Below are 20,794 nucleotides of genomic sequence, written 5' to 3' on the forward strand. Positions count from 1 at the left end.
TTTTTCGCCAGTGCTTAGCTCGTCTGTGCGATACTGAACGCCAAACTGTTCGATATCGTACAGACGAGCTTTTCAATTTTAAAACAAGAAACTAATTATCAACACATTAGCAAAATGGCAACACAATTGATTTCAGCTTAAACGCCTGTTTTGATTATAAATACCAATCATTCAGGCGCTAAAAATATTTGCTATGATAGGAAATAATCTCAAAATAGCTTGGCGGAATATGGCAAAAAACAAGCTGTATTCATTCATCAAGATTGGTGGGTTTGCCTTTAGTATTGCGATCTGCATTCTCATTGTACTGTATATCAAACATGAGACCAGCTACAATAAGTTTTATCCGGATATGGATAGAATTTACCGCCTGGTCGTTCAATTACCCATTGAAAATAAAACCGAGCGCTGGGTTTCACTTTCTGCCCCCGTAGCGCCAACCTTAAAGGCAGAAATACCGTCCATTGAGCAAACGGGGCGCATCCTACCCAATCCCTTATTTGGTGCGGGCAGCAACCAATTATCATTAAATAACAGCCCTGATAGCCATTACGATGATGGATTTGTCTATGTCGACCAGTCCATTCTCGACATGTTTCCTATGCCAATGGTTTCGGGCCAGCTATCCCATGCACTCGACAAGCCCAACACATTGGTTATCACCAGAAGAAAAGCCGAAAAATACTTTAAAAATGATCCAATTGGGCAAACGATCTACCTCAACAACAATAAATCGAAGGCCTATACCATCACTGGGGTCATTGAAGATATGCCCAACAATTCGACCCTTGCTGGTTATAGTTTTTTTATGTCGCTCGCTGGAGAACCTTTTTATCAAGGCGAACAGGCCGCTTGGCTCAATAACAATTATACGGTCTATGTCAAATTAAAACCCAATGTAAATGTTGCACTGGCAGAAAAAGAAATTTCAAAGAATTACTTGGAAATACATTATCTCCCTGAATATCTAAAATCTGGACGTAAACTTAATCCGCTTTTTAAGCAGGCAAAAATAACTCTACAGAATGCCCTCGAAATGCATTTAAAATCTGCAGATATAGGCGACGATAAGGTGAGCACATTGAACAGAGGAGATATTCGCATGGTTTGGACCTTCGCAACAATAGCCTTATTTATTCTGTTCATTGCTTGTATTAACTTCATCAACTTATCGACTGCAAATGCAGCAACGAGAGCAAAAGAAATTGGTATCCGCAAAACCATTGGCTCCTCCAGGAAGCTGCTTGTTGGACAATTTCTTGTTGAAGCAATCTGCTATAGTATATTATCTCTGATTATCGGGCTCTTTCTAAGCTGGCTCCTACTTCCGATATTCAACAATCTGGCCAACAAATCTTTGACCATTCCTTGGATGGCAGCCTATTTCTTTCCTTCTCTTTTGGCGGCCATATTGGTGATCGGTGTCCTTGCCGGAATCTACCCAGCACTGTACCTGTCCAAATTTAAACCAATCACCGCACTGAAAAACAATGTCATTGGCGCCAAATCTTCGCTGTTTAGGAATAGTTTGGTTGTCTTTCAATTCGCGACCTCAATTATCCTTATCGTTGGAGCACTGGTGACCAATAAACAGATAAACTATATACTATACAAAGACCTGGGATTTGACAAGGAACAAGTCATCGTACTTCGCGGCATTGGTACGTTATCGAAACAGCTTCCAAGCTTAAAAAATGAACTAAAAAGTCTCCCCAATGTTGCTTCAGTTTCCATGGGCGATTTTCTTCCAGTCCCCATCGATGGTGCTAAACGAAATGGCAATCCTTTCTGGATCGATGGTAGAAAAGATCTTGATATGGCTACACAGGGTCAATTTTGGGAAATCGATCAAGATTATCTGAGCACATTCGGTCTTCGTCTGCGTAAAGGGCGGAACTTTGATCCTAGCATGACAACCGATAGCAGTTCGGCAATTATCAATCAAAAATTGGCCGACGAGCTTCATTTAAAGAATCCAATTGGTGCAAAAATCACCAATGGCAATACATGGACAGTCATTGGCGTAGTAGATGATTTTATTTTTGAGTCGCTGAAAGAAAAAGGTTATACAGGGCTTTGCATGACCTTACAAGGCAATCCTTCCCTCCTTTCTATTAAAGTAAAACCGCAGCAGCTCAAGCAGACACTTGCCGACGTTGCTGCTGTATGGGACAAATTTGCGCCAAATCAACAGATCAATTACAGTTTTTTGGATGAAGGATTTGAAGCTCTTTACCAAGATGTGGAACGGACCAAGAATATTTTCACCTGCTTTGCCCTAGTTGCCATTTTTGTCGCTGCTCTTGGACTATTCGGTCTAGCAACTTATGTAACTCAACAACGCACTAAAGAAATCGGCGTACGTAAGGTACTTGGTGCCAGTGCGATCAGACTACTTCGGCTCTTGTCTGGAGATTTTATAAAATTGGTGTTTGTCGCCTTGATCATTGCCACACCTGTTGCATGGTGGGCAATGAATCAATGGCTTACAGACTTTAACTACCGAATCGAAATAAATTGGCTATACTTTATTCTTGCCGGCATGAGTGCCATCTTAATTGCTTTGAGTACCATTAGTTATCAAACTTGGAAAGCCATTCGCGCCAATCCAGTAGATAGCCTCCGAGATGAATAAATACAAACCGTAAAAGACTTTTAGTATGTTAGGAAATAATTTGAAGATCGCCTGGCGAAACATGACCAACAACAAACTTTACTCGTTGATCAAAATTGGTGGATTCGCCTTTAGTATCGCTATCTGCATTCTCATTGTACTGTATATCAGACATGAGACCAGTTATGACAGGATGTATCCCCACATGGACCGTGTGTTCCGTCTTATCGTTTCAGCACCAAATGGTGATAAAGCGAGGCAAACCTTTGCCTTTCCTGCTCCAGCTGCCAAAACCCTACAGGAGGAGGTACCCAGTGTCGAACGGGCTGGTCGCATTTTACCCAATACTTTATTTGGTGCTGGAAGCAATTTATTTACTGTAAATGGCCGCGCAGAGAATTACCTTGACAAAGGCTTTGTTTATGCCGATCAGTCTATTTTGGAAATATTCCCACTTCCAGTTGTACAAGGACAGCTATCGCATGCGTTGGACAAACCCAATGCGATGGTTATTACCAGAAGTAAAGCCCAGAAGTATTTCAAAGGAAATGCCGTAGGTCAAACCATCTATCTAAACAATAATAAAAATGTATTATACAACATAACGGCTGTAATCGATGATGTTCCGAGCAATTCCAGTCTCTATGGTTATGATTATTTTATATCCCTATCAGGAGAACCATTTTATCCGGGTGAACAAAACAATTGGGGCGCAACAAATTACATTACCTATGTAAAACTGAAGGCGAATAGCGATATTGTTAACGCCCAGCTCAACATTTCGAAAAACTATATTCAGGACCATTATATTCTGATCAATAAAAAAAATGGGATGAAAATATCACCCGAAATGATGCAGTCAACCGTATTACTTCAAAACGCCCTTGATATGCACCTGGGTTCAAAGAATATTTCGGAATATGGCATGGCTACACAATATCAAGGTGACATCAAGATGATCTGGGTATTTGCTGGCATTGCATTTTTTATTTTATTGATCGCCTGCATTAACTTCATCAACTTATCAACAGCGAATGCGGCAACAAGGGCAAAAGAAATCGGCATTCGTAAAACCATTGGATCTAATCGAAGCACACTGATGATGCAGTTTATGACCGAAGCGATATGCTACAGTCTCATTTCACTCCTTATCGGACTGCTATTAGCCTTTCTATTGTTACCACTCTTTAACAATCTGGCCAATAAAGCGCTCTTTATACCATGGACAGTGTGGTACTTTGTGCCTTCGCTGATTGTAAGCATGCTGTTCATCGGTACCCTTGCAGGTTTATACCCAGCGCTCTTTTTATCCGGATTTCAACCGATCAATGCTTTGAAAAGCAGATCGGTCGCTAATCCTAAGTCGTCCTTACTCCGCAACGGCTTGGTTATTTTTCAGTTTGCGACATCCATCATCCTTATGATCAGCGCACTTATTGCAAATCAGCAAATCAGTTTCATGCTCAATAAGGATATTGGCTTCGACAAAGATCAGGTCATTGTCCTCCGTGGCATAAATGGTATTGCTTCTCAGGTTAGAGAATTAAAAAATGAACTGAAAGCTATTCCATCCGTCAGCGATGTCTCTATAAGTGACTACCTACCCGTCCGATTAGAGGGTGCAAAAAGAAACGGGAATCTTTTCTGGGCCAAAGGAAAAGAAGATCTCGAACTGGGAGAAGGCGGACAATTCTGGAATATCGACGAAAGTTATCTCACCACATTTGGACTGAAACTTATAGCCGGCCGAAACTTTGATCCACATATCGCATCAGATAGTACAGGAGCTATTGTTAATAAAAGAATGCTTGCTGATCTGGGGATTAAAGGAAATCCAATTGGTGCGCAAATTACCAATGGCATGACATGGACGATTATCGGTGTCGTAGAAAATTTTATTTTTGAATCGATGAAAGATGAAGGGTACTATCCTGTTTGCATGACCCTCGCTAATAGTACTTCCATGCTTGCCATCAAGACCAAATCTACGGACATGGCCAAAACGTTAGCCGACATTAATGCTGTTTGGAACAAATTTTCACCGAATCAAAAAATTGATCACAATTTCCTCGATGCAGGTTTCGCCGGCCTCTATCAAGATGTCCAGCGGACCAAAAATATTTTCAGCTGCTTCGCTTTCGTTGCCATTTTTATTGCAGCACTTGGACTTTTTGGACTGGCAACTTATGTAACCCAGCAACGTACTAAAGAAATCGGTGTCCGCAAAGTCCTCGGCGCAAGTTCCATCCGATTATTGAAATTACTCTCCGGAGACTTTATAAAATTGGTGTTTGTAGCCTTGATCATTGCTACACCTGTTGCGTGGTGGGCAATGAATCAATGGCTGACAGATTTCAATTACCGCATAGAAATAAATTGGTACTACTTTGTTATGGCGGGAATAAGCGCAATCTTAGTTGCATTCGGAACGATTAGCTATCAAACCTGGAAGGTTATTCGCGCAAATCCGGTAAATAGCCTCCGTGATGAATAAAGCATGACAGCTACTTTCGGATGTTCGATTCTGGACGTAAACTGTTCGAAATCGGACATCCGAAAACAACTCAAAAACAACATAAAACACTTATAACAAAACAATTACAACAATGGCAAGGGGATTGCATTTTTAATCAGGTGAAATAGTTCGAATTGGTTTAGACATACATATCCAGCGTAAAATGGCAAAAAATGACTTCAAACTAGCTTGGCGTAAACTCCTAAAAAATAAAGGCTTTACTTTTTTAAACATTATTGGATTGACCCTGGGTTTTACGGGTTTCATCCTTTCGTATCAATACATCAATCGCGAAACGAGCTACGATAAGTGGAATCCACATTATAAGGATATCTATCAAATTGGTTTAGAGACAGAAGGTGCTTTTACAGACGAGACCTCTCCTGCAATGGCTCCTTTGTTAAAACAAAATTTACCAGATATCATCTATGCAGGCCGGAAAATCGTCTACAACTACGGCAGTTACCCCCTTTTTGGTGAAAATACAGTTCTTATTAAAAATGCGGCACTGATTGACTCTTCTGCGGCACGAATCTTTCAAATCGAAAATGCAACTGGACCACTCTACAAAAACAAGGATCAAAAAGATGCGTCCATGGTCAAAAGCCACATTGCCGAACATCTATTCAAAAAAGAAGACCTAAATTTTAACAGCCCCCATTCGATTCCAGCTATAAGTCTTGCTCTAGGTGTGCAGGAAACAATCTACGGTACAATCAAAGAGCAGGGTCTATCCATAATTGCTTATGATCTCCTTTTTATCCGTGAACCGCAGGATCTTTTCGCCGATAATAATCCTTTTTTGTATCAAACCTTTATCCAGGTTCGGCCCGGTACGGATATCACAAAGTTGACCAATCGCATCAATGCGCTTTACCAGAAAGAAATTGCATCGAAAGATAAAATCCGCTCCTCCAGTTATGCCAAAGGGAAGATCTATTTAGATCCATTGGTCAACCTTCACCTTCGACCAAAAACAGGAAGTAACACAGCTTATATCATCACGTGGATTATTGGTATTCTCTCCATTTTGATTCTCTTACTCGCCTCTGCCAATTTTGCCAATATGATTATGGCACAGGCGGATCAACGCATTAAAGAACTCGCGCTCAAAAAAATACTGGGAAGTTCACGCTGGTCGATCATCAGGCAATTGGTACTGGAAGTATTTATTCTGACATTTAGTGCTGCGGCCCTAAGTTTCGTCGCTTTGGCCCTCACGGGAAATATCCTCCAAAAATGGTTCAATGATGATCTGAAGGGCTATATTTTGAGTTTGGAAACAATCGTTCAACTTGCTATTGCCGTACTATTGACAACAGTTCTGTCGGCAATATACCCAGCTATCGTACTCTCTGGCTTCAAATCCGTTAATCTCCTAAAAGGTGGATTGACTTCCATTCTAAAAAAGGGCACATTTAGAAACGCACTGCTAACTTTTCAGATCAGTATGGCCATCCTATTTATCTCGGGCATGTTGGTGATTAGAGCACAGTTAAATTACATGCAGCAGGCGGATAAAGGATTTGAACCTGCACAGGTTGTCAATTTCAAAGGCGTCGGTATGTATTACGACAATAAAATCGATGGTTCCTATCAACAACTAAAACTTCGGTTAGAGAATGATCCAAGTATTGCCTCAGTCGCATCAGCTACAAATATCCCAGGGGAAGGCGAACAGCCTCCTAAAATGGATTTTTCCTATGCACAAAAAACCTTTTCATTTGCCCATGTCGGCATTGATCCTGGGTACTTCAAGACGTTAAATATTCCTCATCTAGCGGGGAATATCAATCAGTCCATAGATCAGTTACTCCGCGACTCGCTATCCAACTATGCGGTCATCAATGAATCTGCCGCCAAAAACTTAGGACTTGCAAACCCCATAGGCGCAAAAATCAAGGGCTGTGATGTTAACTTTGAAATTGTCGGTCTGGTCAAAGACAGTAAAGCTTACGGCTTTGAGAATGTAGTTCAACCGACCATATATTCATTTAAAAATGAATGTGGTACTATGCGCTTTCAGACAACACTTATGGTCAAAACAAAACAGGGAAAGGTCGATCGGGCAATTCAAACAGTCAAAGCAGAATGGGAGAAAAATCCATCCGCAAAAGATCTGCCTCTTGATTATTCCTTTATGGATGAACAATATGCTTTACAGCATAAAAAACAGCAAGAATTGCAGACTACTTTTAATAGTTTCACAAGCCTATCGGTTATCATCGCGGCTTTAGGGCTATTCAGTATGGCAGCGTATCAGGCAGCATTACGTAAAAAGGAAATGAGCATCCGTAAAGTACTCGGAGCATCGGTACAACTGCTTTTTATCCAATTGAACAAACCATTTTTCAAGCTCTTTCTGATCGGAATCGGCATTGCCCTTCCAATAGCCTACATGCTCATGAATAAATGGCTTTCCAATTTCGCCTATCACATTCAGCTTTCATGGTGGTCGTTTTTGATTCCAATATTTTGCATATTTATCCTCATATTAGTTTCCATCAGCCTCCAATCTATAAAAGTCGCAAAAACAAATCCAATAGATAGCCTGCGCGATGAATAAAAGATAATATGAGCGGTGAGAGGCCCTATTCCGCAGTCGAACAATAATGATGGTGACTATAAAAAATATAAAATAAGAATATCTAAGATCTCAATACTAAAAAATGATACAATTAAAAAATTTATTCAAATGGTATAATGTAGGTGGTACACGCTCATTCGTCCTTAAAGATGTAAGTCTCGATATCGCTGAAGGCGATTTTATCTCCATCATGGGTCCATCAGGGTCTGGAAAATCGACCTTATTGAATATTATAGGCATGCTTGATGAACCCGACGAGGGCGAATATATGTTTATGGGGGAGAATGTATTGGAAATGAAGGCAAAAAAAAGAACGCAGCTTTACCAATCGCATATTGGCTATGTATTTCAAGCATACCATCTGTTGGACGAATTGACCGTATATGAAAACATTGAAACACCCTTGATCTATAAAGACATTTCGAGCAAAGAACGAAAAGCCATTGTAGCGGATATGCTCGACCGTTTTGGCATTGTTGGGAAAAAAGATCTATTTCCGGCCCAACTATCGGGAGGTCAGCAACAGATTGTCGGCATTGCGCGTGCATTGGCTGGTTCACCCAAATTATTACTTGCCGATGAACCTACGGGCAATTTAAACTCCAAACAGGGTGAAGAAATCATGGATCTATTCAAACAGCTCAATGATGATGGTGTTACAATTATACAGGTCACCCACTCTGAAAAAAATGCTGAATACGGGAAAAGAATTGTCAATATGCTGGATGGTCAGCTCAAATAATTGTATACCAATTTAGCCTGAATAATCCCTACCCGGCACATACAATGCAGTAGGGATTTTTTTATCTCATTTCTCAAATCAATTTTTTAACTTCGTTAGGATGAATGAGAGAGAGTTGAAATCGCTAATATCGCTGTTGGACGACACCGACCAACAGATTCTTCAGGAAGTGGAACATCAGTTAAAAAGCCAAGGTCCTGAGATCGTACCCTATTTAGAAAAATTCTGGGAATCAAGCTTCGACCCCAGCGTACAAGGACGATTAGAGAATATTATTCATGAAATTCAGTTTGATCAGACCAAAAATGAACTACAGATCTGGAACCTGAGCAACTCATTCAACTTACTGGAAGGATTAATTATCCTTAATAATTATCAATATCCTTCCTATGAGGATCACAAAATTGTATTGGCAATAGAGGACCTCAAAACAGAGGTATGGCGGGGACTGCATTACGACATGAGTCCACTGGAGAAAGTGAACCTGATCAATCATGTTCTTTTTGGGTCCTTCGGCTTAGCAGGAAATACGAAGGATTATCATCACCCGCAGAACTCCTATATTGGGCAGGTACTCGACACCAAACAAGGGAATCCCTTAACCTTATCCTGCATCTATAGCATCATTGCACAAAAACTGGACATTCCAATCTACGGCATTAATTTACCTAAACATTTTGTATTGGCTTACATGGATACAGACGAAGAAGGGAATGAAAATGTGTTATTTTACATCAATGCCTTTAACCGTGGACAGGTGATGCAAAAAAGTGATGTAAATTCATTTTTGAAGCAATTGAACCTCAATCCGGATAGAGAGTTTACCTATCCTTGCGACAATGTGACCATCATTAAACGCGCTTTGCGGAACCTGATGTCAGCCTATGAGGAACATGAAAGTTCGAGCAAGCAACAGGAAATCAGAGCGCTTTTCGAATTGCTTGCTTAAACTGGGTATTAAAAAATATTTGCAGCCCGAGCATCCAAAAAGATATAATTCGGCGTCAAGGAGCCATAAGTTTTAGCTGCAATATCCGGTTTAATATCCCCTTCACCTACCAATGAGAAACGCGAAATTGTTCGGTTAGTTAAATCAGAAACATAAAAGAATTTTCCTTCTTCGGTACGGTCGTCTATGGCTACCCCCCAAGGTTTTTCTAAGCCCGTATTTGTACCACCGACTACATAATCCGGTTCTATATCCTTCTTGTCCGTGGTGCCACTAAATAAGGTTTTTGGGTCTTTAAAAAATAGCACTTCCTTACCTGATGTAACAGCTAACAGCCCCTTATTGGGAGCATAAGATACAGAACCCAACCCTGTTTTACCTTTGAGATATACTTTCATCATTGGAGCAAATCTTTCTTTGCTGACAATCGTATCGCGAGCTTGGTCGATCAGTTGTTGCCTAAGACCAGAGTAAACAGCAAAGCCACTTCCATTATTTGTACCATCATTATCAAATCCCACTAGTACAAGTTTTTCATTACTATCATTTGAATTGAGCAATGTCAGGGAAGTTGGCACAACATTTCCAAGGCTAATCTGCTTGTCAATAATTGGCGCTCCGCCTTTCGACCCTACTTTTCCACTTGGTGTGCTTATCGCATACAACATCGAATTTCCTGCTCCACGATTTGTTACAGCTAAAAGAAAAGGTATTGCAGAAGATCCAGAATTTCCATTTTGTTGGGCATACGTATAATAGGCCAATCCTCTAACATTCGTAAAACCACGGTATCCAATAGCACCTGCATTACCGGGAATTCCATAGATCTCATTGGCAAATGGAATCACTTGAAGAAAGGTATCCTGAGGTGTAAGACTTGCCTGAAAGATCGCACGGGCACTGGCATCAAAGTGAATTGGTCCTCCCCCTTTTGTTGGAGAAAGATACTGATAGATATTGTCTAAATTGTTTGTATCTGCTGGATCGATAATCATCATATTCTTCAGTGACGAATTATTTTGATCGTAATCCGAAAAAGAAACATACAATCTGGAAATCAAAGTAGCACCCGTTCGTACAGGTTCATCGTCCAGTTTTTTACAGGAAGTAAAACCTATTAAACTAACAAAGAACAGGTTAATATAGTATTTAAACGAAAATTTCATATATTTTGTATTAGAAATAGCCTATTGCGTTAAACATACAAATCTACTAATATATGCAGAATATCAATGAATTTATATGATTCTTTTAAAGGCAAAACCTTATAAGTAAAACGGAAAGATTTGTCAATTCGCTACTTTTTGATTAAAATTGTCCTGTTTTTTGTTAGCACATACGATTATGGAAAATAAGGAATTTGTAAGGGAGACCTTGGCATTACCGGGAGAGGGCAAAAAATTACTTTTACACTCCTGTTGTGCTCCTTGTTCTGGAGAAGTGATGGAAGCACTTATTGCTTCAGATATCGATTTTACGATTTATTTTTACAATCCCAATATTCATCCCCGCAAAGAATATGATTTACGTAAAGATGAGAACATCAGATTTGCGGAAAAACATAATATCCCATTTATTGACGCGGATTACGATGTTGACCATTGGTTTGAACTCGCCAAAGGGATGGAACAAGAACCCGAAAGAGGTATCCGTTGTACCATGTGTTTTGATATGCGGTTTGAAAAAACAGCTGAATATGCTGCTGCAAACGGTTTTGATGTGATCTCAAGTTCACTGGGTATCTCTCGCTGGAAAAACATGGAACAGATCAATGACTGTGGTTTACGTGCGGCCTCCCGCCATGAAGGAATGGAATATTGGACCTTCAATTGGCGCAAGAAAGGCGGTTCGGCGCGTATGCTGGAAGTTTCTAAAAAGGAAAAGTTCTATATGCAGGAATACTGTGGTTGCGCATATTCGTTACGAGACACGAACAAGTGGCGTATGGCCAATGGGCGCGAAAAGATAGAGTTAGGTAAAAATTATTATGAATAACTCCTGTTACTGGCATGTATAATGCTTTGGTTAGGAATATTTAAAAAAATATTTCTATCCTAATGATTTTATACATACCTTTGCAGGCTCAAATGCAAGATTGTGAAACATCTAAAACAATACAGAATTCCCTTTTCGGGGCTCAACGCTGGAAAGCACAATTTTGAGTTTGACATTAATAAAAAGTTCTTTGACTGCTACGAACATTCGATTGTAAAAGATGGCAATCTAAAAGCGGAAGTTGAATTGCAAAAACAAGAGAATCTTTTGATTTTGCACTTTGGTATCCAAGGCGAGATCCAATTGACTTGTGATACCTGCTTAAAAGAGTTTATGTCACCGATTTCAATTCAAGAACGGATATTAGTCAAATTCACGGATGAAGATTGGACAGATAACACCGAAGAGGTGTTGATCCTATCCAAAAGCGACCATGAGTTGGATATAGCTGAGTTATTGTACGAATACATCAATTTAGCTGTCCCCTATATCGTCAAATGTGAAGAGCAGGGACAAGGCATACAATGTGATCCTGAGATGCTTGCCTTATTTACAAGCGAGCCTGATTCAGAGGAACAAAAAGAAGAAGAAATTATCGACCCACGTTGGGAAGCATTGAGAAATATTAAAAATAACTAAAACAAGAATACGAGATGGCACATCCAAAACGTAAGACTTCTAAATCAAGAAGAGACAAAAGAAGAACACATTATAAAGCTGAAGCTCCAAGCTTGACAGTATGTAAAGAAACTGGCGCAGTTCATTTACCTCACCGTGCATATACTGTAGACGGAAACTTGTACTACAACGGTAAATTGATCATTGAAAATACAGCTGTTGTCTAAGGTAAACCTTTCATAACACCAAAACATCCCAAACAAGCACTATTTTAGAAATTTGCTTTACTTTGGGATGTTTTTTGCGTATTATTGATTTACTAAATAATAACGGATGAAGATTGGTTTAGATATTTTAGGAGGAGATTATGCTCCTAAAGCAACGATAACAGGTGCTATTGAAGCACAAAAACAGCTTACTGGAGACCAAAAAATAGTCCTTTTTGGTAAAACTGAAGAGACTAAACAATTAATCAATCAAGCCGGAGGAAATTCATCTGACTTTGAATATGTAGAGGCTCCAGAAGTCATTGCAATGGGTGAACATCCAACCAAAGCAATAACTCAAAAACCCAACTCAAGTATTGCGAAGGGATTTGAATATTTGAAAAACAAAGAAATCGACTCATTTGCTTCTGCTGGTAATACCGGTGCCATGCTTGTGGGCTCGATGTTCAGCGTTAAAGCTATTCCAGGCGTATTGCGCCCTGCGATAGCATCCATTGTTCCCAAATTAAAATCAGGATTCGGAATCTTATTAGACGTCGGCGCTAATGCAGACTGTAAACCAGAGATGTTGAACCAATTTGCAATCTTGGGAAGTGTCTTTGCCGAACATGTGTTTAATGTATCCAACCCTAAAGTGGGATTATTGAATATCGGAGAAGAAGAAGAAAAAGGAAACATCCTAACAACCTCTACCTACCCCCTACTTAAAGCCAACGACAAGATTAACTTTATTGGAAATGCAGAAGGCCGTGACCTATTTACCGACCATGCCGACGTTTACGTCTGTGATGGATTTACAGGCAACGTCGTCTTGAAACTTGCAGAATCATTTTATGTAGTGACGTTGAAAAAAGGTTTTAAAGATGATTTCTTCGACCGATTCAACTACGAGCAGTACGGCGGTAGCCCCATCTTGGGAGTTAATGCTCCTGTCATTATTGGCCACGGTATTTCGACACCTGAGGCCATTAAAAATATGGTTTTATTTTCAAGAGATATGATCGAGTCTAAGTTCATTGACAGCATCAGATCTATTTTCAATTAGAATATTTATGTCAAAGATTCACGCCGCAATCACGGCTGTAAATGGTTACGTTCCGGATTACATCCTTACCAACAAAGAATTGGAAACAATGGTCGACACCAACGACGAATGGATTGTTTCCAGAACGGGAATCAAAGAGAGACGCATCTTAAAAGGTGAAGGGCTTGCTACTTCAGATCTTGCTGTACCTGCTGTTCAAGGTTTATTGAAAAAAAGAGGTATAGCTGCTACAGATATTGACCTTATCATCTTTTGTACCAGTACACCAGATATGCTATTCCCTGCCACGGCAAATATTCTGGCCGATAAAATCGGAGCAACCAATGCTTGGGGATTTGATCTTCAAGCGGCCTGTTCAGGTTTCTTATTCGGTCTAAATACGGGAACACAATTTATCACTGCTGGCACACACAAGAAAGTCCTTGTTATCGGTGCAGATAAAATGTCTTCGGTAATCAATTATCAAGACCGTAACACCTGCATCCTATTTGGCGATGGTTGTGGTTGTGTACTATTGGAACCGAATGAAGAAGGAATGGGTATTCAAGATGCTATTTTAAAAACTGATGGTTCAGGAGGCCAGTTTTTGAATATCAAAGGTGGAGGTTCACTCAATCCGGCGTCACATGCAACTGTAGATGCAGGATTACACTACGCCTATCAAGAGGGTCGTACGGTGTTTAAATTTGCAGTAACCAATATGGCAGATGTAGCTCATGAGGTTATGGTCAAAAATAACTTGAAATCAGAAGATATCGCTTGGTTGGTACCTCATCAGGCCAACAAACGTATTATTGATGCAACTGCAGAACGCGTAGGGCTTCCAGAAGAGAAGGTCATGGTAAACATTCAAAAATATGGAAATACGACTAGTGGTACGATTCCTTTATGTCTATGGGAATGGGAATCGCAATTGAAAAAAGGGGATAATCTTATCCTTGCTGCTTTTGGCGGTGGTTTCACTTGGGGATCCATCTATTTAAAATGGGCGTATTAATTGTCCATTTTATGGTATAATTTATTACTTTTGACAGTTAGAATTTTTTAGAAACAAACAAAACCTAGAATACTATGGGTATGGATATCAAACAAATTCAGGACTTGATTAAATTCGTTTCAAAATCAGGTGTGAATGAAGTCTCAATTGAAGAGCAAGATTTTAAAATTACAATAAAAACAAATCAAGAGCCTACGTACGTTACAGCTACTGTTCCTGCTGTTGCTCCAGTTGCGGCTCCTCAAGTTGCACAAGCAGCGGCACCAGCGCCTGTAGCTAGCCCTGCAGCGCCAGCAGCAAATGCTGATGCAAACTTGATAACAATCAAATCACCAATGATCGGTACATTCTACCGCTCAGCTGGACCTGGTAAACCATCTTTCGTTAATATTGGAGATGATATCAATACCGGTTCTGTATTATGTATCGTTGAAGCAATGAAATTATTCAACGAAATTGAATCTGAAGTTTCAGGTAAAATCGTTAAGATTTTGGTAGAAGATGCTCAACCTGTTGAGTTCGACCAACCATTATTCTTAGTTGAGCCTAAGTAATTTACAATTACGTAAATGAATACATGTAGCCTCCAAAGGGCTACATTTTTTGCAAACTTCATAATTCAAGACAATGTTCAAAAAAATATTAATTGCAAATAGAGGCGAGATTGCCCTGCGCATTATCCGTACCTGTCGTGAAATGGGTATCAAGAGTGTTGCTGTATATTCTACTGCTGACCGAGATAGCTTACACGTAAGATTTGCGGATGAAGCAGTTTGTATTGGTCCCCCTCCGAGCAGAGACTCTTACTTAAACATTCCTAATATTATTTCTGCGGCTGAATTGACAAACGCAGACGCGATTCACCCAGGGTATGGCTTTTTATCGGAAAATGCACGATTCTCAGCAATCTGTGCAGAATATGGTATTAAATTTATTGGTGCGACTGCAGAGCAAATCGAGAAGATGGGCGATAAATCCCGCGCGAAGGATACCATGAAAAAAGCAGGTGTTCCTACTGTTCCGGGATCCGATGGCTTGATCTCAAACGTAAAAGAAGGTATTACATTAGCGAATGAAATAGGCTATCCTGTTATCATCAAAGCAACTGCTGGGGGCGGTGGCCGTGGTATGCGTATTATCTGGAAAGATGAAGAATTCGAACCGGCTTGGGATTCAGCGCGTGTTGAGTCTGCTGCAGCTTTTGGAAACGATGGAATCTACCTTGAAAAATACGTAGAAGAACCGCGTCACATCGAATTCCAGATTGTCGGTGATCAATTCGGTACGGTATGTCACTTATCTGAACGTGATTGTTCTATCCAACGTCGTCACCAAAAATTGATTGAAGAGTCTCCATCACCTTTTATGACTCCCGAATTGAGAGCTGAAATGGGAGAAGCTGCTGTCAAAGGTGCTAAAGCGGTGAACTATGAAGGTGCAGGTACAATCGAATTTTTGGTTGACAAACACCGTAATTTCTACTTCATGGAAATGAATACTCGTATCCAGGTAGAACACCCGGTAACGGAAGAAGTCATCAACTTCGATTTGATCAAAGAACAAATTAAAGTTGCCGCAGGAATTCCAATCTCTGGTAAAAACTATGAACCAGAAATGCATGCGATTGAATGTCGTATCAATGCGGAAGACCCTTTCAACAATTTCCGTCCATCACCAGGTAAAATCACCAATTTCCACTCTCCAGGTGGACATGGTGTACGTGTAGATACACACGTTTATTCAGGCTATTCAATTCCGCCTAACTATGACTCCATGATTGCTAAGTTGATCACTGTTGCCCAAACACGTGAGGAAGCAATTTGCACCATGGAACGTGCATTAAGCGAATTCGTCATTGAAGGGATCAAAACAACCATTCCTTTGCACTTGAGATTGATGCGTGACCCTAACTTTAGAGCCGGCAATTTCACGACAAAGTTTATGGAAACTTTCGACCTAACTGAATATCCAGTAGAAGATTAAATAAAATTATCTTTACATACATAAAAAATACCATTCTTTACAATAAGAATGGTATTTTTGTTTCCAAACAATTTTTATGAGTACACCTAATTCGAAAGATCTAATACAAGCTATTAAAGATAAAGGGAAAAATATAGAAGCAGAAATGTCCTTTTTTGACCACCTAGAGGTCTTAAGATGGCATCTCGTCCGTTCAGCAATTGCGATCTGTATCTTTGCAGGTATTGCTTTTACATTTTACGATTTCGTATTCAACGACATCATCATGGGGCCTAAAAATCTAAATTTTTGGACTTATCGCATGATGTGTAAGGCAGCAGATGCTTTCAATTTAGCGGACTTCTGTGTAAAGAAAATTCCATTTAATATCATCAATACCGAATTAGCAGGACAATTCATGCTTCAGATAAACTCCTGTTTATTAATGGCCTTGATGATGGGCTTTCCTTACCTTCTTTTTGAAATCTGGTTGTTTGTAAAACCTGCATTGACAGATGTAGAAAGACGGTCTGCACGAGGATTTGTTTTTTACTCTTCTCTATTGTTTATTTTAGGAGCACTCTTCGGATACTACATCGTTGTACCATTATCCATCAATTTTCTGGCAAATGTATCCTTAAGTGATGAAATTGTCAACCAGATTACTATTGATAACTATCTTTCTACGATAGCGACGTTAACATTGGGCTGCGGAATCGTTTTCCTGCTCCCGATATTGGTATTTATCCTCTCTAAAATAGGCATCATGACACCTGAATTTATGCGGGCTAGCCGTCGATATGCAACCGTAATTATTCTAGTGATAGCAGCGGTCATTACCCCATCTGCAGATATTATCACGATGTTGACAGTTGCAGCACCGATGTTCTTATTATACGAAATAAGCATTATGGTTTCGGCCGATGTCAAAAGAAAAAAATTAGCACAAGAAAAATAAAATAACAATAAAATGAGCAGCGTAAAGAAAATTGCGATTGGAAGTGACCATGCTGGTTTTGAATACAAAACAGCTTTGGTAAGTTTTCTAAATGAACTGGGTTATGAAGTAACGGATTTTGGAACAAACTCTCCAGATTCAGTTGACTATCCAGATTTCGCACACCCAGTTGCATCAGCGGTAGAAAACAAAGCAGCTGATGCCGGAGTCTTAATTTGTGGAAGTGCAAATGGTGTTGCTATCACAGCCAATAAACACCAAAATATCCGTGCTGCTATCTGTTGGTTGGAGGAAATTTCGGCTTTAGCCCGTCAACATAACGATGCGAACGTCGTATGTATACCTGCACGTTTTATCGACCTTGACCTTGCTAAAAAGATCGTCAACACATTTATGAACACGGAATTCGAAGGTGGACGTCACGCTAACCGCGTAAACAAAATAGCTTGTAGCTGTTAGGTAAATTAACATATTTTAAGAAGCGGATGAAAAGCAAATTACACTTTTCATCCGCTTTTTTTTATATATTGTGCAGATACTGACACCTGTTACATCAATCAAGGAGATGATACTCGGTTGATCGGGTCAATTAGAATTACAAAATAAGGTGCAGAAAGTCGCACTAGTAAAAAATAAACAATGAAGAAAATATACAACCTGCTTTGGATAGCATGCTCTCTCATGAGCTGTGCAAACGCACAGGACATAAACAATAAATATGCGGATGAAATCACGGTAGAATCTACACAGAAGCATCTGCGTACTTTAGCTTCTGTCGATTTTGAAGGCCGAGGAACGGGCCAAAAAGGCGGACGTCTGGCAGCAGAATATATTGCCAATGAATTTAAAAAATATGGACTTAGTGCACCTGTCAATGGGTCCTATTTCCAACCCCTGCAACTAATTCGCAACAGCTTTAAAGTAAAGCAGTTTAGTATTAACGATAGACCCTTCCAGCATGGGAAGGACATCTTTGTCATTGGCAACAATGAAAACAAGTTCTTCGAAAGCAATGAAATTGTGTTTATTGGTTATGGCATAGATGATCCCAAGTATTCGGATATCTCAGGCATGGATCTTCACAATAAGATTGTTATGCTGATCAATGAGAATGAACCAACAGATGAGAAAGGGAATTCATGGATTACCAGCAAAAAGACTGCTTCGGACTGGGCAACAACCCGAAATAAAAAAGTCAAAGAGATCCTTAAACACAGTCCCAAAATGATACTGGCGATCAATAGTCAGCTATCCCAACTTTTAGAGGATGCTGGAGACCGTGCTACTGAGGGTCGCTATAATTTGGCGGTGGACCAACCTGCGCCAGAGAAGTCTGCGATGATTCCCGTAGTCAACATTACAGATCATGCTGCGAACTATATTCTAAACCTTGCGAGAACTAGCCTTGCTGCTGTTGTCTCAAAAATAAATCGTTCAGGACAACCTAATTCCTTTGTAATTCCAACAAATTTCAAGGCTGAGTTTGGCACCAATGCAGCTCCTTTAGCTGATCCAAATATTCTTGGCTACCTGGAAGGAACGGATAAGAAGGATGAAATTGTAGTGATTGGAGGCCATTATGACCATGATGGAATAGATTCAAAAGGAAATATCTTTTTTGGCGCTGATGACAATGCCTCCGGTACTACAGCGGTACTTGAACTAGCACGGGCCTTCTCGAGTGCAAAAGCCGCTGGAAATGGGCCGAGACGGAGCATTCTGTTTATCACATATGCTGCAGAAGAAAAAGGCTTATTAGGTTCCAAGTTTTATACGGAAAATCCAATATTTCCATTGAAAAATACCGTTGCTTGCATTAATATTGATATGATCGGTCGTGTTGATGACAAGCATCTCAAAGGCAATCACGATTATATCCATGCGATTGGTTCAGATAAATTGAGCTCGGAATTATATCAGATCAATAAAAATGAGAATGAAAAACATACGAAACTGGAGATTGACTATATGTATGACAATCCAAAAGATCCTATGCGCCTGTACTACCGCTCAGATCATTACAACTTTGCAAAGAAAGGTATACCATCTGTATTTTATTTTTCGGGGCTACATCCAGACTACCACACGCCTGCGGATACCTATGATAAAATAGACTTTCCATTGATGGTAAAGCGTGAAAAGCTTGCATTTTACACAGCATGGCAAATTGCCAATCGGGAAAATCGCCTGGCTGTCGACAGCAGCAAAGAATAAGCGCAAACTATCGTCTGCTGTAAGGATGATTTTATAGCACATAAAAAAAGCAAGTAAATGATTGTTTACTTGCTTTTTTTATGCGGTAAAACGACCTGCAGAATAAACCTTTTGTCCACAATTATTGTTATCTTTAATAAAAAACAAGTATAATTTATGGCTTTTGTAGATTACTATAAAGTGCTTGGCATTGATAAAAAGGCTTCAGCCGATGAGATCAAAAAAGCATATCGAAAACTAGCCCGTAAATACCACCCTGATGTCAACCCCAATGACAATGAGGCCAAACAGCGATTTCAGGAGATTAATGAGGCAAATGAAGTACTATCCGATCCCGAAAAGCGCAAAAAATATGACCAATATGGTGAACATTGGCAACATGGAGAGGAATATGAAAAAGCGCAACAGCAATATCGCCAGTCCCAATCTACCGGAGGTAATCCATTCGGAGCGGGTGGCAACCCATTTGGCAGTGGCAGCTCCCAAGAATACACCGGAAATTTTGATGATGGACAATTCTCTGATTTCTTCGAACAAATGTTTGGTAGCAGACGTGGCGGTGGCCGTCAAAGCACATTTCGTGGACAGGACTTTAATGCCGAACTCAGCTTAACCTTACAAGAGGCTTATACGACACATCAGCAGACCTTTAATATCAATGGAAAAAGTATCCGTATTACGATTCATGCTGGAGTCGAAGATGGTCAAAAGATCAAACTTAAAGGTTATGGCGGTGAGGGCATCAACGGAGGTCCAAAAGGTGATCTCTATATCACCATCAACATCACACCTGATGCCCGTTTTAAACGTCAGGGGAATGACTTATACAGCACCCTTGATGTCGACCTCTATACAGCTATTCTAGGCGGCGAAGCAACCATAGATACATTCGGCGGAAAAGTTAAACTGAAGATAAAAGCCGAAAGTCAAAATGGCGCAAAAATGCGACTTAAAGGAAAAGGATTCCCCTTATATCGCAAGGAAGGTCAATATGGCGATCTATATGTCACATTGAATATCCAAATGCCGAATAACCTGTCTGCCGAAGAAAAGGCATTGTTCCAACAATTGAAGGATCTAAAACAATAATCTTATGGAAACGACTCTTATTAAAGTCATAGACTTCTGCCAATCCAGAAAGGTTGAAACAACATTTCTGCAAACCATGGAGGAATACGGACTCATACATATTGTCATTCAACAGGAAGAGCAATATATAGATGAAGAAGAGCTCCAGAAATTGGAACGTTTTTCAAATCTCTATTATGATCTTGAAGTAAATCCTGCAGGAATTCAGGTGGCAAGCCATTTATTGGAGAAAGTTGAACAGCTCCAAAATGAAATTTTGCATCTAAAGAATAAATTAAAAGC

Annotated in this window: 18 protein-coding genes; 17 read left to right on the forward strand and 1 reads right to left on the reverse strand. The window is 40.0% G+C overall.

Features of this window, described 5'->3' with window-relative positions; genetic code table 11:
• Positions 1-193 precede the first annotated feature (193 nt).
• The 5 genes from B3C94_RS14655 (at position 194) to B3C94_RS14675 (ending at position 9,407) form a co-directional block, all read left to right on the forward strand.
• A complete protein-coding gene (locus B3C94_RS14655) occupies positions 194-2,635 on the forward strand; it encodes an ABC transporter permease (protein ID WP_293904919.1) in 2,442 nt (813 codons plus the stop codon).
• Positions 2,636-2,660: 25 nt separating this feature from the next.
• The gene (locus tag B3C94_RS14660) at positions 2,661-5,108 is read left to right on the forward strand and encodes an FtsX-like permease family protein (protein WP_293904921.1); all 2,448 of its coding nucleotides are present in this window, start codon (positions 2,661-2,663) and stop codon (positions 5,106-5,108) included.
• A gap of 184 nt (positions 5,109-5,292) precedes the next feature.
• Positions 5,293-7,695, forward strand: coding sequence for an ABC transporter permease (locus tag B3C94_RS14665; protein ID WP_293904923.1), 2,403 nt, complete (start codon positions 5,293-5,295; stop codon positions 7,693-7,695).
• A gap of 103 nt (positions 7,696-7,798) precedes the next feature.
• Complete coding sequence (locus tag B3C94_RS14670) at positions 7,799-8,458, forward strand: ABC transporter ATP-binding protein (protein ID WP_293904925.1); 660 nt, start codon at positions 7,799-7,801, stop codon at positions 8,456-8,458.
• A 100-nt stretch (positions 8,459-8,558) separates the two neighbouring features.
• Positions 8,559-9,407, forward strand: coding sequence for a transglutaminase-like domain-containing protein (locus tag B3C94_RS14675; RefSeq protein ID WP_293904927.1), 849 nt, complete (start codon positions 8,559-8,561; stop codon positions 9,405-9,407).
• A gap of 8 nt (positions 9,408-9,415) precedes the next feature.
• On the opposite strand, the gene B3C94_RS14680 is transcribed toward B3C94_RS14675, so the two are convergent.
• Positions 9,416-10,573 carry a hypothetical protein gene (locus B3C94_RS14680; protein ID WP_293904929.1) on the reverse strand — a complete coding sequence of 386 codons (1,158 nt, stop codon included), beginning with the start codon at positions 10,571-10,573 and terminating at the stop codon, positions 9,416-9,418.
• A 178-nt stretch (positions 10,574-10,751) separates the two neighbouring features.
• Between B3C94_RS14680 and B3C94_RS14685 the strand changes: the two genes are divergently transcribed.
• From B3C94_RS14685 to B3C94_RS14740, 12 genes are all read left to right on the forward strand, one after another.
• On the forward strand, positions 10,752-11,402 hold the full coding sequence (locus B3C94_RS14685) for an epoxyqueuosine reductase QueH (protein WP_293904930.1): 651 nt from the start codon (positions 10,752-10,754) through the stop codon (positions 11,400-11,402).
• Between the two features lie 102 nt (positions 11,403-11,504).
• Positions 11,505-12,041: a YceD family protein gene (locus B3C94_RS14690; RefSeq protein ID WP_293904931.1), complete on the forward strand. Its 537-nt coding sequence runs from the start codon at positions 11,505-11,507 to the stop codon at positions 12,039-12,041.
• Positions 12,042-12,055: 14 nt separating this feature from the next.
• A complete protein-coding gene (gene rpmF / locus B3C94_RS14695) occupies positions 12,056-12,247 on the forward strand; it encodes a 50S ribosomal protein L32 (protein ID WP_046672269.1) in 192 nt (63 codons plus the stop codon).
• A 106-nt stretch (positions 12,248-12,353) separates the two neighbouring features.
• On the forward strand, positions 12,354-13,292 hold the full coding sequence (plsX, locus tag B3C94_RS14700; protein WP_293904932.1) for a phosphate acyltransferase PlsX: 939 nt from the start codon (positions 12,354-12,356) through the stop codon (positions 13,290-13,292).
• Positions 13,293-13,299: 7 nt separating this feature from the next.
• Positions 13,300-14,289, forward strand: a complete 990-nt coding sequence (locus B3C94_RS14705) for a beta-ketoacyl-ACP synthase III (protein ID WP_046672271.1) — start codon at positions 13,300-13,302, stop codon at positions 14,287-14,289.
• Positions 14,290-14,363: 74 nt separating this feature from the next.
• A complete protein-coding gene (accB, locus tag B3C94_RS14710; RefSeq protein ID WP_293904933.1) occupies positions 14,364-14,843 on the forward strand; it encodes an acetyl-CoA carboxylase biotin carboxyl carrier protein in 480 nt (159 codons plus the stop codon).
• A 73-nt stretch (positions 14,844-14,916) separates the two neighbouring features.
• Positions 14,917-16,272 (forward strand): acetyl-CoA carboxylase biotin carboxylase subunit, encoded by a 1,356-nt coding sequence (gene accC, locus B3C94_RS14715; RefSeq protein WP_293904934.1) that lies wholly within the window; start codon positions 14,917-14,919, stop codon positions 16,270-16,272.
• 76 nt (positions 16,273-16,348) lie between these two features.
• Positions 16,349-17,209 (forward strand): twin-arginine translocase subunit TatC, encoded by an 861-nt coding sequence (gene tatC, locus B3C94_RS14720; protein WP_046672274.1) that lies wholly within the window; start codon positions 16,349-16,351, stop codon positions 17,207-17,209.
• A gap of 12 nt (positions 17,210-17,221) precedes the next feature.
• On the forward strand, positions 17,222-17,668 hold the full coding sequence (gene rpiB, locus B3C94_RS14725; RefSeq protein ID WP_293904935.1) for a ribose 5-phosphate isomerase B: 447 nt from the start codon (positions 17,222-17,224) through the stop codon (positions 17,666-17,668).
• Between the two features lie 180 nt (positions 17,669-17,848).
• Positions 17,849-19,423 carry a M28 family peptidase gene (locus tag B3C94_RS14730; RefSeq protein ID WP_293904936.1) on the forward strand — a complete coding sequence of 525 codons (1,575 nt, stop codon included), beginning with the start codon at positions 17,849-17,851 and terminating at the stop codon, positions 19,421-19,423.
• Between the two features lie 156 nt (positions 19,424-19,579).
• Entirely contained in the window at positions 19,580-20,512 is a 933-nt protein-coding gene (locus B3C94_RS14735; RefSeq protein ID WP_293904937.1) for a J domain-containing protein, read from the forward strand.
• A 4-nt stretch (positions 20,513-20,516) separates the two neighbouring features.
• Positions 20,517-20,794: chaperone modulator CbpM (locus tag B3C94_RS14740; RefSeq protein ID WP_293904938.1), on the forward strand; the 278-nt coding region annotated here is incomplete at its 3' end.

This window comes from Sphingobacterium sp. UBA5670, from assembly GCF_002420705.1.
Taxonomy (GTDB): domain Bacteria; phylum Bacteroidota; class Bacteroidia; order Sphingobacteriales; family Sphingobacteriaceae; genus Sphingobacterium.

Excerpts from the sequence above, each read along its gene's own strand:
- B3C94_RS14655 (WP_293904919.1), top strand. The coding sequence starts at position 194 with ATGATAGGAAATAATCTCAAAATAGCTTGGCGGAATATGGCAAAAAAC.
- B3C94_RS14660 (WP_293904921.1), top strand. The coding sequence starts at position 2,661 with ATGTTAGGAAATAATTTGAAGATCGCCTGGCGAAACATGACCAACAAC.
- B3C94_RS14665 (WP_293904923.1), top strand. The coding sequence starts at position 5,293 with ATGGCAAAAAATGACTTCAAACTAGCTTGGCGTAAACTCCTAAAAAAT.
- B3C94_RS14670 (WP_293904925.1), top strand. The coding sequence starts at position 7,799 with ATGATACAATTAAAAAATTTATTCAAATGGTATAATGTAGGTGGTACA.
- B3C94_RS14675 (WP_293904927.1), top strand. The coding sequence starts at position 8,559 with ATGAATGAGAGAGAGTTGAAATCGCTAATATCGCTGTTGGACGACACC.
- B3C94_RS14680 (WP_293904929.1), bottom strand. The coding sequence starts at position 10,573 with ATGAAATTTTCGTTTAAATACTATATTAACCTGTTCTTTGTTAGTTTA.
- B3C94_RS14685 (WP_293904930.1), top strand. The coding sequence starts at position 10,752 with ATGGAAAATAAGGAATTTGTAAGGGAGACCTTGGCATTACCGGGAGAG.
- rpmF (WP_046672269.1), top strand. The coding sequence starts at position 12,056 with ATGGCACATCCAAAACGTAAGACTTCTAAATCAAGAAGAGACAAAAGA.
- plsX (WP_293904932.1), top strand. The coding sequence starts at position 12,354 with ATGAAGATTGGTTTAGATATTTTAGGAGGAGATTATGCTCCTAAAGCA.
- B3C94_RS14705 (WP_046672271.1), top strand. The coding sequence starts at position 13,300 with ATGTCAAAGATTCACGCCGCAATCACGGCTGTAAATGGTTACGTTCCG.
- accB (WP_293904933.1), top strand. The coding sequence starts at position 14,364 with ATGGGTATGGATATCAAACAAATTCAGGACTTGATTAAATTCGTTTCA.
- accC (WP_293904934.1), top strand. The coding sequence starts at position 14,917 with ATGTTCAAAAAAATATTAATTGCAAATAGAGGCGAGATTGCCCTGCGC.
- tatC (WP_046672274.1), top strand. The coding sequence starts at position 16,349 with ATGAGTACACCTAATTCGAAAGATCTAATACAAGCTATTAAAGATAAA.
- rpiB (WP_293904935.1), top strand. The coding sequence starts at position 17,222 with ATGAGCAGCGTAAAGAAAATTGCGATTGGAAGTGACCATGCTGGTTTT.
- B3C94_RS14730 (WP_293904936.1), top strand. The coding sequence starts at position 17,849 with ATGAAGAAAATATACAACCTGCTTTGGATAGCATGCTCTCTCATGAGC.
- B3C94_RS14735 (WP_293904937.1), top strand. The coding sequence starts at position 19,580 with ATGGCTTTTGTAGATTACTATAAAGTGCTTGGCATTGATAAAAAGGCT.